At 38.3% G+C, this 17,154-nt stretch carries 11 protein-coding genes and 1 pseudogene; 8 read left to right on the forward strand and 4 right to left on the reverse strand.

All coding sequences use genetic code 11. The features are described from left to right. The first annotated feature begins 40 nt into the window (after nucleotides 1-40). Nucleotides 41-613, forward strand: a complete 573-nt coding sequence (locus NST97_RS00125) for a DJ-1/PfpI family protein (RefSeq protein WP_063386439.1) — start codon at nucleotides 41-43, stop codon at nucleotides 611-613. Nucleotides 614-1,010: 397 nt separating this feature from the next. Here NST97_RS00125 and NST97_RS00130 read toward each other — a convergent pair whose 3' ends face one another. After that, nucleotides 1,011-2,141, reverse strand: a complete 1,131-nt coding sequence (locus tag NST97_RS00130) for a CdaR family transcriptional regulator (RefSeq protein ID WP_339194820.1) — start codon at nucleotides 2,139-2,141, stop codon at nucleotides 1,011-1,013. 134 nt (nucleotides 2,142-2,275) lie between these two features. On the opposite strand from NST97_RS00130, the gene glcD reads away from it, so the two are divergent. Together glcD and NST97_RS00140 are read left to right on the forward strand one after the other, a co-directional pair. Further along, entirely contained in the window at nucleotides 2,276-3,688 is a 1,413-nt protein-coding gene (gene glcD, locus NST97_RS00135; RefSeq protein WP_311067068.1) for a glycolate oxidase subunit GlcD, read from the forward strand. Next, nucleotides 3,688-5,004, forward strand: coding sequence for a (Fe-S)-binding protein (locus tag NST97_RS00140; RefSeq protein WP_066249977.1), 1,317 nt, complete (start codon nucleotides 3,688-3,690; stop codon nucleotides 5,002-5,004). Before glcD ends, NST97_RS00140 begins: the two co-directional genes overlap by 1 nt. Nucleotides 5,005-5,051: 47 nt before the next feature. Here the strand turns inward: NST97_RS00140 and NST97_RS00145 are convergent, their stop codons facing one another. The 3 genes and pseudogenes from NST97_RS00145 to NST97_RS00155 all read right to left on the reverse strand — a co-directional run bounded on the left by NST97_RS00145 (nucleotide 5,052) and on the right by NST97_RS00155 (nucleotide 7,358). Next, nucleotides 5,052-5,417: a hypothetical protein gene (locus tag NST97_RS00145; RefSeq protein WP_340733370.1), complete on the reverse strand. Its 366-nt coding sequence runs from the start codon at nucleotides 5,415-5,417 to the stop codon at nucleotides 5,052-5,054. Nucleotides 5,418-5,637: 220 nt separating this feature from the next. Next, complete coding sequence (locus tag NST97_RS00150) at nucleotides 5,638-5,976, reverse strand: thioredoxin family protein (protein ID WP_341342769.1); 339 nt, start codon at nucleotides 5,974-5,976, stop codon at nucleotides 5,638-5,640. A gap of 861 nt (nucleotides 5,977-6,837) precedes the next feature. Further along, nucleotides 6,838-7,358: pseudogene (locus NST97_RS00155) on the reverse strand (type II toxin-antitoxin system PemK/MazF family toxin). A gap of 1,178 nt (nucleotides 7,359-8,536) precedes the next feature. Between NST97_RS00155 and NST97_RS00160 the strand changes: the two are divergent. The 5 genes from NST97_RS00160 to NST97_RS00180 all read left to right on the forward strand — a co-directional run bounded on the left by NST97_RS00160 (nucleotide 8,537) and on the right by NST97_RS00180 (nucleotide 16,938). Then, nucleotides 8,537-8,665 (forward strand): hypothetical protein, encoded by a 129-nt coding sequence (locus NST97_RS00160; RefSeq protein ID WP_340733372.1) that lies wholly within the window; start codon nucleotides 8,537-8,539, stop codon nucleotides 8,663-8,665. 152 nt (nucleotides 8,666-8,817) lie between these two features. Beyond that, entirely contained in the window at nucleotides 8,818-10,314 is a 1,497-nt protein-coding gene (locus NST97_RS00165; protein ID WP_341342770.1) for a TIGR02677 family protein, read from the forward strand. 47 nt (nucleotides 10,315-10,361) lie between these two features. After that, nucleotides 10,362-11,492: a TIGR02678 family protein gene (locus NST97_RS00170; RefSeq protein WP_341343162.1), complete on the forward strand. Its 1,131-nt coding sequence runs from the start codon at nucleotides 10,362-10,364 to the stop codon at nucleotides 11,490-11,492. Further along, nucleotides 11,482-15,633: a TIGR02680 family protein gene (locus NST97_RS00175; protein ID WP_341342771.1), complete on the forward strand. Its 4,152-nt coding sequence runs from the start codon at nucleotides 11,482-11,484 to the stop codon at nucleotides 15,631-15,633. Before NST97_RS00170 ends, NST97_RS00175 begins: the two co-directional genes overlap by 11 nt. A gap of 12 nt (nucleotides 15,634-15,645) precedes the next feature. Then, complete coding sequence (locus tag NST97_RS00180; protein ID WP_341342772.1) at nucleotides 15,646-16,938, forward strand: TIGR02679 family protein; 1,293 nt, start codon at nucleotides 15,646-15,648, stop codon at nucleotides 16,936-16,938. Nucleotides 16,939-17,154 lie beyond the last annotated feature (216 nt).

Genomic DNA, 17,154 nt, shown 5'->3' on the forward strand with positions numbered 1-17,154 from the left:
CGTACAAATAATTTCATAATAAAAGGAAAGGTGATGTAAGATGAGTAAAAATGTTCTTATTATTACTGGCGATGCTGCTGAAGCATTAGAAGTGTTTTATCCTTATTATCGTTGTATTGAAGAAAATATTAATTGTACAATTGCCTCACCTGTTAAAAAGAAGCTCCAGACGGTTGTCCATGATTTCCTTCCTGAAATGGAGACTTTTACAGAAAAATGGGCATATAAAATCGAATCTCATGCATCAGTAGATGAGATTAATCCTGCCGACTATGATGGATTAATTATCCCAGGAGGGCGTGCGCCTGAATATATTCGTATGAATCCAAAGGTTCAGGAAATTGCTGCTCACTTTTTAAAAGAAAATAAACCTCTTGGGGTGATCTGTCATGGACAATTAGTCTTAACAACTGTAAGAGAATATATCAAAGGAAGAGAGATGACAGCTTACACTGCTTGTAGACCAGAAGTGGAAGCAGCAGGCGCTACTTATGTGGAAAAAATGCTTCATGTGGATGGGAACATTGTATCGGGCCACGCTTGGCCAGATTTACCGGGATTCATGAGAGAATTCTTTAAATTGTTGAATGTAAGAGAAAAGTCTGCTGTTTAAAACATAAAAGGGCTGATGTATTTGAAAATGCAACCCGAATATCGGATACTTGAAAAAAGTTCGATATTCGGGATTTTTTGTTTCATCAGGAAAAATACGTTTATCATCGAATCCAAGATGTAAGCGGAGGAAATCCAATGAGGATGATTTTGAGTGACGTTCAAATGAGACAGTTAGAGAAAATCATTGGAATGTCAAACATGTGTCCAGACGTTCTCCACATTTAGAGCAGTTCTTAATTACTTGTCTAAAAGGAAATTGCCCATTGAAAGACACTATGGAATTAATGCTTGGTGTATGGCAGCAATCCCAAAGTTTTCCTGCCGGTCGTCTCCCCGAACAACATTTGCCGATTGTCTTTTTTCATTCACTCCCGTTTCGATCAAATTATACGGACTTAACGGTTTAAAGAATTTAATAACAGTAACGATATATAAAATATGACAATTCCTTCTGTTGTTTTTGGGTTAATTCCTGTCAGCTCTTCGATTTTATTTAAACGGTAGTGCAGTGTATTAATATGGATATTCATTTCCTCTGCCGTTCTTTTGATCGATTGATTATTGTTCATATAGTGTTGTAACGTTTCGATTAGAATTTGATCTTTTTCCATCATATGAATGGTTCGCTTCAAAAAATCCTTTTGCATCTCTGTTGGGATATCATCCAAGATGATTTCTAATATAAGATCCTCATAAAATACAATGCCTTTATTTTTTCGCGCTACCTTTAATGCTTTTTGTGCTTCTTTAAAAGATTTATTGATCATGTGTTTGCAAGCTGTTTTTCCTATGCCAATAGCTAAAGTGCTTTTGTATCTGTTTTCGAATCTTTTTTTTAAATCGTTTAACTGACTGTAAAAATAATTTTGTTTATAAGAAGCATCCATCTTTTTTAATACTAAAAAGCGCTCTTGCCCCCATCGAACAATAAAATGTTTTTCTTTCCCGAAGATAGAATAAAACAATTCTATAATTTCTTTTTGAATTCGATGAATATCGTAATTATTTAATGTGTGTATCTCCAATTCCATGAGTGTGCAAACATGAGTGTCATACACAGGAATGCCTAACATAAACCCGCGCTCTAAAAAATCTTTATCCACAGATGAAGCATTGATCCATTCATAAAGATACGATTCTATTCCTCTTATTTCCCATTCGTTTCTTTCAGTATAATATGCTTCTTGTATAATGAGCTCTGTCATTCTTCTAATTAAGTCCGCATAAGGCTCCACTTGTTTCGGTTCGCCAGTTATTCCGATCACTCCAATTACCTTCTTATGAAACATAATGGGCATATTGATTCCTGCTTTGACTCCTTTCAGCACTTGTGCTTTGATTTGATCAATGTAAAGCTTTTGTTTGGACTTAATAACAATCGTAGCTCCTTCATGAAAAGAGCCGATCCGACTCTCATCAGTGGAGGATATGATGATCCCATTAATATCAACTAATATAATATCCTCTTTTACTACGTCCTGAACCTCTGAAATAATTTTAGCAGCCAGCTTTGGGGATAATTGCATCTCGTATCACCACCCTTTTGGTTAAAAAGACAATAAAAAAGGCATTTTTGGTATGTTAATTATATCATCATACATAGATAATATGACTCTCATTCTTTATAATAAAACGAAAAGAATAAAAGTGAGGGGTTTGAATGATTGCTCCTGATATAAAGAGGGAATTCATAAATATTGTAGGAGAAGAAAATTTTGAAGATTCGGAAGTTGAAAGGTTAGTATATTCGTATGATGCGACTCCAAATTTTCAATCGATTCCGGATGCGGTCGTTTCGCCTAGAAATACAGAGGAAGTATCTAAAATATTGCAATTATGTAATAAAAATAAAATACCGATTGTTCCGCGGGGCTCTGGTACGAACTTATGCGCCGGCACTTGTCCTGTTGAAGGAGGAATCGTTCTTCTATTTAAACATATGAACAAAATTTTAGAGATCGATGAGGAAAACTTAACCGTCACATGTCAACCGGGAGTTATCACACTTGATTTAATCCATGCGGTGGAACAAAAAGGTTTGTTTTATCCACCAGACCCAAGCTCAATGAAAATATCTACAATTGGGGGAAATATTAACGAAAATTCTGGAGGATTAAGAGGACTGAAATATGGAGTAACTCGTGATTATGTGCTGGGGCTAGAGGCGGTTCTTCCTAATGGGGAAATTGTTCGAACAGGAGGAAAGCTAGCAAAAGATGTGGCAGGGTATGATTTAACGCGCTTATTTATAGGTTCTGAAGGAACGTTAGGAGTGATTACAGAAGCGACATTAAAGCTGATCCCACTGCCTGAATCAAAAAAGACAATGCTTGCTTTATTTCAAGATTTAGAAGCTGCTGCGCGTTCCGTATCGAAAATTATTGCCAATAAAGTAATTCCGGCAACTTTAGAGTTTTTAGATCAGCCGACGCTAAAAGTAGTGGAGGACTATTCACAAATCGGACTGCCAACAGACGTGCAAGCCGTATTACTGATTGAACAAGATGGAACGCCTGAAAATGTGAGTAAAGATATGAAGGTCATGGAAGAAATATGCAGGAGTGAAAACGCCGTATCTGTACAAATTGCCCAGTCAGAAGAAGAAGCTGAAGCTTTACGAACAGCGAGACGCACCGCTTTGTCCGCATTAGCCAGACTAGCACCAACTACCATTTTAGAAGATGCGACTGTTCCAAGATCAGAAATTGCCAAAATGGTCAAAGCCATTAATGAAATAGCCGCAAAACATAACGTAAAAATATGCACGTTTGGTCATGCGGGAGACGGAAACCTTCATCCTACCTGCACGACAGATATTCGGAAGAAAGATGAGATGGAACGGGTGGAAAAAGCTTTTGCTGAAATATTTGCAAAGGCCATTGAACTGGGAGGAACAATTACTGGAGAACATGGAGTAGGAGCCATGAAAGCGCCTTATTTAGAATGGAAGCTGGGGAAATCTGGAATCGATGTGATGAAGTCGATCAAAGCTGCATTGGATCCAAACAATATTATGAATCCTGGGAAATTATTTGCAAAGGATACACGAAAACGAGTGGTGATCTCAAAATGATGACAGAATCAGAAAAGCAAAATATCCAAAGAGATTTCAAGGAACGCATGGACGAAGATGAGCTGTTAAATTGTATGAGATGCGGTTTTTGTTTGCCATCTTGCCCAACTTACATTGTGTCTGGATATAAAGAAAGCCAATCACCAAGAGGAAGAATTGCCTTAATGAAGGCAGTTTATGATGGGGTCCTTCAACCGGATGATGAATTTGAAAAGTCTTTAAACTTATGTTTAGGATGTCGTGCGTGTGAGCCGGTTTGTCCATCAGGTGTGAATTATGGACATTTATTAGAAGAAGCAAGAGACATAATTAACCAAAATAAAAAGCATTCTTTACCTGTGCGGGCAGTTCGAAATGTGGTTTTTAAAAAACTATTTCCTAAAAAAAGTAATTTAATCAACATAACTAGCTTAGTTGGATTTTATCAAAAATCTGGACTTCAAAAAGCGGCACGTAAAATAGGATTTATGAAACTGTTTCCAGATCATCTCCGGGAAATGGAAAAAATATTGCCTGATATTCCTGAGAGAAAGACACTGAAACAGCGATCTGAATATTTCCCGCCAAAAGGAGAGAAAAAAGCAACTGTTGCTTTCTTTTCCGGATGTTTAATGGACACGTTGTTTCTCGAAACAAATCATGCAACCATTCAATTATTGCAAAAAGCCGGGTGTGAAATTGTTATTCCTAAAACACAAGCATGCTGCGGAGCTTTGCATGGTCATAGCGGAGAAAAAGAACTAGCGAAAGAATTAGCAAAACAAAATATTGAAGCGTTTGGAAAAAACGAAGTAGATTATATTATAACAAACGCGGGTGGCTGCGGCGCTTTCTTGATTGAATATGATCACTTATTAAAAGATGATCCGCAATGGTCAGAGCGCGCTGAAAAATTTGTTGCAAAAATAAAAGACATTACGTCCATTTTATATGAGCTTGATTTTCATAAACAATTTCGCCTTTCACTTCCTGAACAAGTCGTCACATATCAAGATTCCTGTCACCTGAGAAACGTCATGAAAACGTCAAAAGCTCCTAGAGAATTGCTTCGTTCAATTAAAGGAGTAACATTCACAGAAATGGAAAATGCCGATAGCTGCTGCGGCTCTGCAGGCATTTATAACATTGTCGAACCGAAAACATCCATGGAAATTTTAGATCAGAAAATGGAAAAAATGAAAAAAACCAAAGCCACTACAATAGTAACAGCTAATCCAGGATGTTTCATGCAAATGAAGCTAGGAATTGAAAGAGAAGGATTAAAGGATGTAAAAGCTGTTCATATTGTGGATCTATTGTTAGAAGCAGCGAAATAACGAACAAGCACTATATTTGATGTAATTTTGAAACTTAATGTGAATGTTTAATTGTTAAGCTGCAGTTTTTTGTTCAGATGGTTATGGGGGAGGACTTTCTCTAAGAAACGGACTTGTTTGAAGTAGCTTCTACTCAAGTGTCTCAGACCTTCGGAAGCATCTGTGTCTGATTTTAAGTTAAATTCAACATAAAATGAAGAAAAGAAACGGAATGTACCGCGCATGCATTCCGTTATTTCAACCGCCATCAAGATAGATTTTACGGTTGTGAGAACATATAGATTTTTCATGAATGAAATAACTAAACGTTTCTTTTTATTCCAGACTTCATTTTCATCATTGGAGGATTTTGCTTGCGGCGTTGGCAAGTTTGCTTTCGTTTGATGATCCAGTCTAACTTTAAGCAGATTCATTCCCTTTTAGAACAAGAATATTTTTTGGGCTGTCCAGAATGAAACATCATAATCATTGATATATCAACGTTTCAAAAATATTAAAGGGGCGTCTATAAGCCGGAAAATCGACTTATTAGACAGCCCCTATGTGTAGAAGACTCCGCTCATGGAATACATTAGTTAGCATTCCGCCTCTTTGAAACATCTCAACCAAAAGGTGCCTTCACCCGCAAACAAGTTACGATTGCTCTGCTAAAAAATAAATTTTCTTCACTTTCTCCTTAAACTGCTCAACATGAACAAACCGCGCTTCTCGCAAAACCTCTTTTCCATCGACATATAAAATTAAAACAGGTGCGGTAAATATGGATAAGTGACCGGCTATGTTCGGAATATCATCCGCATTGATAAAGCCCATTTGAATTTTTGGAAACTCAGCCAGCACTTTTTCCACCTTTGGCAGCAAAGCATGACAAACACTGCAATTTGTTTTGGATATATATAAAAATGCCAAATGATGACTATTAATAAATTGCTCGACATCTTCTATGGAAAATAAATTATGGTTTGTCTGCAAAATTCATTTCGTCCCCTTTCATGATCAAAAAACTTACTTCATTATACCATAGGAAGGTATAATGAAATTGAACAGATGCTTCGCACGTTGAGAAGCTGGGAGATTCACTTGGAGGGGCTTTAGAAGATGTGTATTGACGGCTTCTATTCTTTAATCGTTTGAATAGAAATATTTGAAAAAATGATTATGAACAAAAACTGGAAGTGATGAATCAAATTTGAGAGTAAACGTTCGATGATTTCAAATTGTGCGGATGATATCGCTTACCTTCACAGTAAAGAACACGGAAAAACGAATGATGTTAGAAGTCTTTCTTGTATATAACAAAGAAATTTTAACTTATTGCCCTTTGTATTGTTCTTGTTCGTTGATCTGCCGGGCAAAAATACCTTTTTCTATTTATTAGGCAGCTGGCAGCAAAATCAACGGATGCTCTTTTCTACCCCTTGTAAGTGAACACGTACATTAATTATGTTGAATTACACAAGTCATTCAGCCGCTTTGATGCGAAATCATTCAACATTGCAGACCTTTATGTAGATTTTCTTCGTAAGAAATCTTCTCCAATAAATACATTAAACCCCAGCACCTAAGTACTGGGGCAAAAACCATGAATCCCCCGCTGACGGGGTGAAATGGCCTGCGACGCGGCAGGCAACTTATCATTAAGTTATGAGTTTATTGTTGATATTATGCAAGGAGAGGAACCATTTAGGGCTCCTCTCCGTTGAAAACACAAACGAATCCACGTTTTTTCACGTGTGAAATGGTCTGTGACGAGACAGACAACTTATTTTGTATAGAAAAATCTTGGGAAATGTCAATACATGATCAATACACTGTCAATACGCTGTAAGTACGTTACAGATTAAATACCCATTTTACACGGTTCATAATCTTATTTAAATCATCCTTGTTTATATTGCCGATATGTTGCTTTAGCCTTACTTTGTTGACTGTCGTTAATTCTTCCACCTTTACGGCGGAAGTCTGCGTTAAAAACGGATAGACTTCCTTTTTGAGAAAATAATGTGTCGCAAGTTTTGGCGATACCTTTGTTTTTCCTTTCCGATCTGTTATAGTTTTGGTTTTTAACTTTGTAGTCAGCGGAGCTATCTTAACATTACCGGATGTACGGTTAATTCTGTTATTAGAAAGGACAAGCATCGGTCGTTCTCCGTTTTGCTCTGTGCCGATATTTTCCCCGAGTTCATAAGTGAAAATGGCCCCTTGAACGATCAGTCGTTTCATTTGCGTTTGCTCATTCTCAATCCATTCATTAGCTAATGTGATCTTATTGGGATGCCATTTGTCTAGTTTAGCTTTTTTGTCAGCTTTTTTTAAACTAATCATCGCTCCTGTTTTACTGCATCTGATTCCATCTTCTTCTCCCTTTCCCTTTGTTTTATACCGTTACACTCATGATTGTATCACGTCATGATCTTAAAGTTTGTTAAAGCTTCAATATTTTTTCCGCTATACATTCCCATTATTTTGTCGTTTGCAGGGTATGCCGAAACAGCAATAGAATGATTATATAACAGTGTAATAACAGAATGTATCGGTGTTTTGACTAGTGATATAGACGAAGGACTAATATTGATTGAATCGAGAGACGTGTGTACCTAATTAAGAATGAAGGAATCTGCTTTAAGAAAGTATGCTCTCATTCTCCAAGCAAGACGCGGGTGGGAGCGAGGCTATTTAGAAAAGACATTATATTCTCTTGAAGCGTTTTATGGAGATAAAACAGAGCAGCGATATGACGCCAGAAACAAGCGGCAGAAGCAGTAATGGCATGTGTTCGACAATCAAACGTAGCAGTTTGCGAAATGAAGACAAAACGGGAATTAGATCGTTATAACGATAATATACAAACGTTAAAAGTGATGGTGCCAAACAAAACGATCTGCTAAAGTACTCATGATGAGGTTAGATCAACAACAGAAATACATAAAGGAAAGGGATGAACTTCTCACGCGGTTTCTAAAGGAATCCATGGAGACACGCAAAATGATCACTGTGGCCAAAGAGGAAGAGCAAAAGAAGAAAAAGTGTTTTGGTCTCTTCATCTCTTTTGTGATTGTTCATTTCGCATGCATCCTCTTTTCCCTCAAGTTCAGTATTCATGCGAGAATCAAAATTGTACATTTATTAAATTAGCATTCATATGCATCTTCGCTCTGTATGAGTAAAATGTTTGTTGGAGAAAGATAAGATCCTTCCGTTAGAAGCAGGAGTTTCTCTTAAATGGTAGGGGGAAAGGCAAAATAAATGCAAAAAGGACTCTCCTCCTGTATTGTGATAAGTGCACAAACCAAACACAAGGAGAAAAGAGAGGTGGGCAAACATTAAAAGAGATCGAAATGGAATTATTTTCGATGATTCAAGAAACCTTCGGGGAACTGCTTCAACAGGTGTTGGAGTACATCGATCACGAGTGCCCTTGGTAAACAAACGTCACTATGTGCATCAGACGAAATGAGCCGGTGTAGGAAGGGCTTGAAAGGTTTATGATGGAAGAATACAGCTATGACCCGATGATGGACTGGTTTTCTCAATGGAGATAGAACCGCGTGGATCACCGCTTGCCGGGAGTATTTCGGAAAACGGCAGGAACACCGATTTACAAGCATTAAAAGTGTTGAAAGGATTTAAAAAAACAAAAGAGCACATACAAACAGGATGAGATGGTTGGCGAACGCTTACAAAACAGATCGTAAAAACGAAATATACCCAAAAAATCAAAACAGCAAAAAAATCCCCATCAAAATCTTGTCTCAATCTCTCTGCAAATCTATTACAATAGAAATAAAAACATAATTTATAAGGTGATGCATAATGGATTCTTCATGGCTGAAGCCGATTTCTGAGGCAAAGTATTTGGCAACGGACAATGCTTATCGCTATCGGGCGATTTTACGATATTTTTATATGCAGCATGAACGAATGCGGCAATATTTGTTTCCTGAAGAAGTATTTGCATTTTTAAAAGAACATGAGGAGTTTCAGAACTATACGGAAGACGATCTCCAGCAGGATTTAGATCAGCTTGTCAAATGGAAAAACTTAATTGCTCGGCAAGAGACGGTGAATATTCGCACAATCGAAGAATTTAAAAAGAAACGGTTTCGTTATCAATGCAGTCCTTACACGGTTGAAATTGAGAGGATGATCCGCACGTTAGAGAAGCTAGGGGATTCATTCGGAGGATCTTTAGAAAAAACGCGTTTTGACCGTTTATACTCTTCACTCGTTCGAATAGAAAATATTATACAAAACGATTTTCAAGAAAAACGAGAAGAGATTAATCAAATTTGGGAAGAAACATTCGATTATTTCAAAAAAATCATTCAAAATTCTGCGGATTACATCGCTTACCTTAACAGTGAGAACACGGAAGAACGAATGATGTCGGAAGCCTTTCTTGTATATAAAGAAAAATTTACGACATATTTACGCGATTTCATCGTTGCCTTACAGAAAACATCGTTAAAAATTGAAAAGTTGTTGGAAGATATCAGAGAAGATGATGTTCACAAACTAGTCGCAATTGTTGCTGATTATCAAATGACGATTCCTCGATTAGAAGAAATGGAAGTGACGAAAGAACAACTTGAAGAAGATTTATTCGAAAAGTGGAGAGGTCTAAAAGAATGGTTTTTAGGCAGAGAAGGACGTGAAAGTGAATTGTATTTTCTTCAGCACCAAACGAATGAAGCCATTCGCCGCATGACTCGGGTCGTGCAAAGGCTGGGGGAACGTCATCACAATTTCCGCAGCCGCAAGAAAGATTTTCTCCATTTAGCAAAGTGGTTTTCCGAGCTTCCGAGTTTAGTAGATGCCCACCGACTATCCTCTGTTGTTTTCGGCTGTTTCCATACAAAGCATCTCATAACAGAGAACGATGCAACAGAAAACTTTTATCGCGATATTTGGGAAGAAGAGCCGACAGAATGGACGGTAAAGCCTCGCGTTCGCCATTACCGTGAAAAGAAAAAGCCGGAAGCGATCGAAACACATGAAAAAGAGAAACAGGAGATGAAGGTGAAATTTTTGCTGGAGAAAAAACGTGAGAAAGAAGAGTTAGAGAACCTCATTCAAGACAATAAAATCGTATTACGAGAGTTGCCGGTGATCGAACCGCACATTCGAAAAACATTGTTAAGCTGGATAGCAAAATCAATGACAAAACAAGACGGAGTCGTAAAAACGGAAAACGGGTGGAAAGTGAAAATCTTGCAAAAGGATTCTTCCTCGATTCAATTGAAAGCCTCTGACGGTACACTTACGATGCCGAATTATGAACTTTATGTCCTCGAAAAGGGAGAGATGTAACATTGGAAAAGACGGAGCAAGGGTTTGATGAAAAAGCGAAAGAAGCCATGACAGCCCTGTTTGAAAACTTCTGGATTGTCCGGGAAGAGGAACCAGAGCTTTATCAAAAGATTAGAGAACGTGAAAAAGTATTGAAACGTTACTTGCAAGAAAAGTTTGGATATCGGCTAATCATTCACCGCTATTTTGCAAAGCTCGAGAAAATCCCGGCTGAGCCAGAATCGTGGATGGGTATTCAAGATTTTCAAGATATATTAGATTATGCCCTGTTTTGCTACTTATTAGCATATTTAGAGAGCAAAGCCGTCGATGAGAAATTTCTTCTGTCCGATTTATGTGAAGAGATTCAAGCGATGTATCCCGGGGAACTGCCAATCGATTGGACGAATTATCAACATCGGAAGTCGCTCATTCGCGTGCTGAGAACGTCGGAGCAAATTGGTATCGTAAAACGCGTCGATGGGGATCTTGAAGGGTTTGCAAATAAAGAAGACCATGAAGCACTCTATGAAGTTCCCGTTGTATCCCGCTATTTTATGAGATCATATCCGAAAGACTTGTTTCAATATGAAACGATAGAGGAGATTTTAGAAGAAGAATGGAAAGCGTCCCCGCAAGACTATCGCCGCCATCGGATATATCGGCAACTATTTTTGTCGCCAGCCATTTATCGAAGACAAAAAGACGATCCTGACTTTTATTATTTAAGAAACTTTCGCCATCGCTTGCGGGAAGATATTGAAAAACATACTGATTATCACTATGAACTTTTTAAAAATGCGGCACTTTTAACTTTACCGGAACGTCAAAGCCGCTATACGCTGTTTCCAGATCAAAAAGGTACTTCGGAGATTATTCTTCATTTTTCCAAAATTATTCGCCAGCATCTTGATGTTCACATGCCTGATGAATATGGACAAATCCGCTTAACACCAAATGATTTTTTAGGTCTGTTAAAAAAATGCCGTGACGAATTTTCCGAAGGATGGAGTAAAACATACCGCGACATGACAATCTCTCAGCTTTCTGATGAAGTATTGAGTGCATTAAAGGAGTGGAAAATGGCAGAACGTGAAGCGGAGACTGGGATGATTATTCTCTACCCCCTTTTAGGTCGATTAGTCGGAACATATCCTGATGATTTTCTAATGAAAGGAACGAATGAAGATGACGAGTAAATGGGAGTTATATCGAGCGGGAGTGTTAAATTTTTGGTATTATGATGAAGAATTTTTTCATTTCGCAGACGGAAAACTTCTATTGCGTGGAAGCAACGGCTCCGGCAAATCGGTGACGATGCAAAGTTTTCTTCCGGTTCTGCTTGATGGAAAAAAGAGTCCTGACCGCCTCGATCCGTTCGGTTCCCGAGCTAGAAGAATGGAAGATTACTTACTTGGGGAAAAAGAACTCGTCGACAGGGACGAACGAACAGGCTATTTATTTTTAGAATATAAGCGGAAAAACTCTGAACAATATATCACAACGGGTATCGGCTTACGGGCAAAACGGCAGAAAAATATGGATTTTTGGGGATTTGTCGTTTTTGACAATCGGCGCATCGGCAAAGACTTGCGTTTATATAAAGAAGAAAAGACAGACGGGAAGACGCAAAAAATTCCTTTAACGAAACGGGAGTTGATCACTGTTATTGGTGAAGGCGGTACGGTTGTTGATTCGCAACGTGAATATATGGAGTTAGTGAATAAACATATTTTTCGATTTGAGTCGCTTGATGCGTTCCACGAATTGATTGAATTACTCATTCAATTACGCAGTCCGAAGCTTTCAAAAGATTTTAAGCCAACTGTGATCTACGAAATATTAGAAAGCTCGCTGCCAGCACTTACAGATGAAGAGCTGCGACACTTGTCAGAAACGATAGAAAATATGGATCAAGCAAAACAACAATTAGAACAGCTTGAAAAAGACGAGAAGGCTCTAAAGCATCTTTGCCAGCATTATTCGACTTACAATGAGTATATGTTGGCTGAGAAAGCGAATGAATATGTAAAATCGGAAAAAAGCTTTAAAAAGTTAGCTGAAGAAAAGAAACAGTTTGTCGCACAACATCGTGAATATGAGGAAACACTTGCGACATTGAAAGAAGAGACTCAACAATTATCGATTGAACAAGAAGTGCTGCGTAAACGGGAACTTGATTTATCCAATCATGAAGTGTTTCAGGCAGAAGAAAAGCGTAATGAAACAGCGGAAAAACTGCAGAATGTAAACAAAGAGCTCAAAAAGAAAGAAAGATTTATAGATGAAAAACGAGAGCAAGAACGGAAAATTGAACAAAACTTAAACATGTATGAAGAACGTTTCGAACAGTTATTGAAAAAGCTAACAGAACAGTTAGAAATGATGCGGAACGATGCGTTAGAAAGCTCTTTTTCCGAGCATACAATCAACGAAGAAGATTTTCAGCGGAACCGAGAATATGAATTTGATTTTACCGTATGGAAGCGGGAAGCTAATGCACATTTTGATCGACTGGAGCAAATTAACGGACTTTGGAAAGAACATGATGAAATTCAATTACGTTATGAAGAAACGTATAAAGAGCTCGGCGAATTAAATAGGGAATTAGACCAACTAAAAAATGAAGAGAAAAAATGGTATGAACTGGTTGAAGACGAAAAATCCCGTTTGCAGGAAAGCGTGTTTGAATGGAGCAAAATGTATCCGGATATAAAGGTGGATGACGAAGCATTTCAAGTATTTTTACAAAGGTTGAATGAGCTATATGAGCGCTATCATTTCGAAGAGGTGAAACAACCGTTTACGAATCAATATTATCAATCTTTAGAATCGTGGAAAGCGGAAAAAATTAAAAAACAACATGAAATGAAATTGATAGAAAATGAAATTCGTGAAACGGAAGAAAAATTACGCTATTGGAAGGAACAAAAAGATCCTGAACCAGAACGAGACATGCAAACGGTGCAAACAAGGGTTTTGTTAAAAGAGAAAGGAATACCTTACGTTCCGTTTTATGCAGCTGTGGAATTTCAGGAGCACGTTTCTGAAGAGTTGCGGGAACGGATCGAATCTACATTAAATCATGCTGGATTGCTCGACGCTTTAATTGTGGAAGCGGATTTAGATATCCAATATGATCGAGTAATCATGCCAAACCCGGCAATGATGGCACACACGCTAGAGGATTATTTAAAACCTGATGTAGAGAATGACTCAGGTGTTTCTAAGGAACGAATCGAAGCGGTATTGCGCAGTATTATCGTATCGGACGAACCGCAAGAAAAGGATTATTTTGTCATAAACGAATCCGGACAATATTCACTAGGACTTTTAAAAGGACATGCCCCTGAAAGGGAAAAGGCAAAGTATATTGGAAGAGCCGCACGGAAACGGCTGCGTCTTGAGAAAATTCAGCAATTTGAGGAAGAATTACAGCTTTTAAACACTCAACTCAGAGAAAAACGAGAGCAGCTGGTAGCCATTGATGAACGAATCCGCCACATTACGGAAGGGTTTCAATTGTTTCCAACTGACAAAAATGTCAAATATGCCTATGACCAGTGGGAGCAAACGAAACTCCTGGCAGCAAGCAAAGAACAAGAAACAGTAAGGAAAAATGAAAAACTCGGACAAATCGCTCGAGAATGGCAGCAAGTGAAAAATACTTTGCGCAACAAGACAGAAGGACTGGACCTTAAGTTTTCAAAAAAAGGGTATGAAGATGCTTTGTCTTATATGAAATCATATTTAAAAGAGTTAAATGACGTACAAATTACTCATGGAAACATTGTGCACACCGATGAAATGATCAAAAATCTAAATGATCAGCTTGAAACATTACAAAACGAAATAGACGAAGCGAAAGGCGAAATCAATGTTCTTCTCGATCAACAACAGCGGGTATCACTTGAACTTGAGCATATCGAATCGATGTTAACGAAAATGGGAGCGGAACATATTCGCCAAGAGATTCAACAGATTCGAGAACGATTAACGTTTTTAAAAACGGAAATTCCTGAGAAAATTAAGAAGCAAGCAGACATCGGGAATCAGCTTTCAAACATGGAAAACAAATTAAGCAGTTTAGAGAGAAAACTGGAATTTGCAAAGGTTCTTGTCCAAGCATGGGAAGAGCTATTTGCCAAAGAATTGGAACGAGGGCTAGTGTTTGTTGACGAAAATGAAACAGGCTCACTTTTGGACAAAGCAATAGACATTTCCAAGAAATATGGTTCTGTATTAAAAGAGAATACACGACTTTCTGTCACCGAACGATTAAACCGAATATTTTTCCAAGAACAACCGAATTTAATCGAATATCGTCCGGCACAGGAACCTGCCGATTGGAACAAACAAAATCCGTTCGTCGAGCTTTCATTAGATGAGGAATCGGAGCTGAAAGCGAACGATTGGAAGGAAAAAGCAGGACGCATCATCATTTTACTAGACTACAAAGGACAACGCGTCACACCATATTATGTATTAAAAGAGATTGAAAAAGATATATTGCTGCAAAAAGAATATATTAACGAACAGGACCGTGAATTGTATGAAGATATTATTTTGAAAACGATCGGGCGAATATTGCGAAGCCGCATACAGCGTGCCGAACGCTGGGTAAAAGATATGAACGCATTAATGGAAAAACGTGATACTTCTTCAGGTCTGACATTTTCAATTCAATGGAAGCCGAAGACCGCGGAAACCGAAGAAGAAATGGACACGAAAGATTTAGTCGAATTGTTGCGAATGAATTCGCGGCTGCTAAAGGAAGAAGATTTGCAGCGGGTTACGATGCATTTCCGCTCAAAAATCAACCGAGCGAGAGAAATGCTTGAAGAACGTGGGCAAGGCAATACGCTTCACCAAGTCATTAAAGAAGTGCTCGATTACCGAAAGTGGTTCTCGTTTACGCTTTATTACCAAAAAACAAATGAACCAAAGCGGGAATTAACGAACCAAAAGTTTTATAAATTTAGCGGCGGAGAAAAGGCGATGGCGATGTATATTCCACTTTTTGCTGCGGCATATTCACGTTATCAAGAGGCTGCAGAGGATGCTCCATATATTATTTCGTTAGATGAAGCGTTTGCCGGTGTTGATGAAAATAACATTCGTGATATGTTTGCTTTAGTCGAAGAGCTTGGTTTTAACTATATCATGAACTCTCAGGCGCTTTGGGGAGACTACGACACGGTACCATCGCTTTCTATTTGCGAGCTAGTTCGCCCGAAAAATGCACCGTACGTTACGGTTATTCGTTATCATTGGGATGGAAAAGTGAAACGACTTGCGTCAAATCCGGACGAAGAATTTACTTTTACATCATCCATATAGGAAGGATGGTTCATGTTGGAACAAAAAGTAGCGGATGCTGTTGAGTTTTTTCGCGGTGAACCTGGCTTTCACCGCCTTTTTTTGCTGATGAAAAAGAAATATCAATCACTCGGGAGAATCGGCGGAACGGTCAAATTAGACGGTTTTTCCTTTGAAGAAAAAGAAGCGCTCGGGGCGTTTTTTGGGAAGGATTTTCATCAAGAATCTACTCCTTCGGCTTCATTAAAAATGTTTGCCGAACAATTAGAGAAAACGCGCTTTGCCGGTATACCGCTCGTTACGTTACTTGAGAATTATTTTGGTGAAGACATTACAACCAATCAAGAGAAGAGGGAAACAGATCGGAAGAAAAAAGAAGAATTTTTTCAAAACCTTATTCATCAATATCCCGAACAAGCAAGGCTTCTGTCTTTTATAGCTGAATCAGCTCCCCAAAACCGCTTTATTCATATCGCCTATTCGCAAGATCGGGAACATTTGGAGACTGTTTTAAAGAATGTGTGCACTGCGCTTCAACATTTGCCGAAAAAAGGTGATTATGAACGTCTTTCAATTTTTTCACAAAAAGTGCTAAAAGATCCGCACGCATTTGACTTGCATACGTTTCAAGGAAAAGTATTTCTTCATGCACTTCAATTTTACTCTGATCAAGACTATGACTTATCCTCAGTCGAGGAAGTCAATGAGCTCCTGCAATCATTTGGCATTTTACGGGAAGATATTTTAAACTTTGTGACATGTGCGGGAATTTTGACAGAAACGGAACAGGGAATTCATTCTGTGTTTGCTTCTGCTGTAAAAACCAATACAGTACTCAATGTGCCATTGCGGGAAATATTGAAGTTAAAGCGTGCATATCCTGCTAAGGGGCAGACCGTATTTGTCGTTGAGAACTCAGGCGTATTTTCCGCTTTGTTGGATTTATTTCCTGACGCTTTCCCGCCGCTGATTTGCACAAATGGGCAATTTAAACTAGCGTCACTGATGTTAATAGACTTAATCATCCAAGAAGGTTGTCAAATATATTATTCTGGAGATTTTGATCCTGAAGGACTAAAAATGGCGCAGCGATTAAAGGAGCGGAATCAGGAGCATATTCATTTATGGCATTTCCAATTAGAAGATTACTTAGCGTCATCTCCAGAAGTTTTGCTGTCGGATGACCGAGTAGCGAAACTAGAAACTGTTACGATCGAAGAATTGCAGCCGATCAAAGAGAAAATGCGGGAAATAAAAAAAGCTGGGTATCAAGAAGAAATCCTGAAGAAGCTTTATGAAGATATTTGTCGCCACATGTGGGATTAGGCTGGAAACATGATTTGCGAGTCTGTTCCCATTCGATTTGCTAACAATGTGCGAATGGGGACAGGTGGTTACATAGTAAAGAAAATACACGTTTGGATAGACGTACTTACTTTTCGAGTTTATATGATCATATTTCATTATTTGAGGTTTTAAGCTTCTTGTTGGTTTTAAATTAACCCGATGTCTATATATGATGAGCTTGCTCATTTTGGTGCA

Origin of the sequence: Aeribacillus sp. FSL K6-1305 (assembly GCF_038050115.1) — a bacterium.
Lineage (GTDB): Bacteria > Bacillota > Bacilli > Bacillales > Aeribacillaceae > Aeribacillus > Aeribacillus composti.

Excerpts from the sequence above, each read along its gene's own strand:
- NST97_RS00175 (WP_341342771.1), top strand. The coding sequence starts at position 11,482 with ATGACGAGTAAATGGGAGTTATATCGAGCGGGAGTGTTAAATTTTTGG.
- NST97_RS00140 (WP_066249977.1), top strand. The coding sequence starts at position 3,688 with ATGACAGAATCAGAAAAGCAAAATATCCAAAGAGATTTCAAGGAACGC.
- NST97_RS00130 (WP_339194820.1), bottom strand. The coding sequence starts at position 2,141 with ATGCAATTATCCCCAAAGCTGGCTGCTAAAATTATTTCAGAGGTTCAG.
- NST97_RS00125 (WP_063386439.1), top strand. The coding sequence starts at position 41 with ATGAGTAAAAATGTTCTTATTATTACTGGCGATGCTGCTGAAGCATTA.
- NST97_RS00180 (WP_341342772.1), top strand. The coding sequence starts at position 15,646 with ATGTTGGAACAAAAAGTAGCGGATGCTGTTGAGTTTTTTCGCGGTGAA.
- glcD (WP_311067068.1), top strand. The coding sequence starts at position 2,276 with ATGATTGCTCCTGATATAAAGAGGGAATTCATAAATATTGTAGGAGAA.
- NST97_RS00165 (WP_341342770.1), top strand. The coding sequence starts at position 8,818 with ATGGATTCTTCATGGCTGAAGCCGATTTCTGAGGCAAAGTATTTGGCA.
- NST97_RS00170 (WP_341343162.1), top strand. The coding sequence starts at position 10,362 with ATGACAGCCCTGTTTGAAAACTTCTGGATTGTCCGGGAAGAGGAACCA.
- NST97_RS00145 (WP_340733370.1), bottom strand. The coding sequence starts at position 5,417 with ATGAATCTGCTTAAAGTTAGACTGGATCATCAAACGAAAGCAAACTTG.
- NST97_RS00160 (WP_340733372.1), top strand. The coding sequence starts at position 8,537 with ATGGAGATAGAACCGCGTGGATCACCGCTTGCCGGGAGTATTTCGGAA.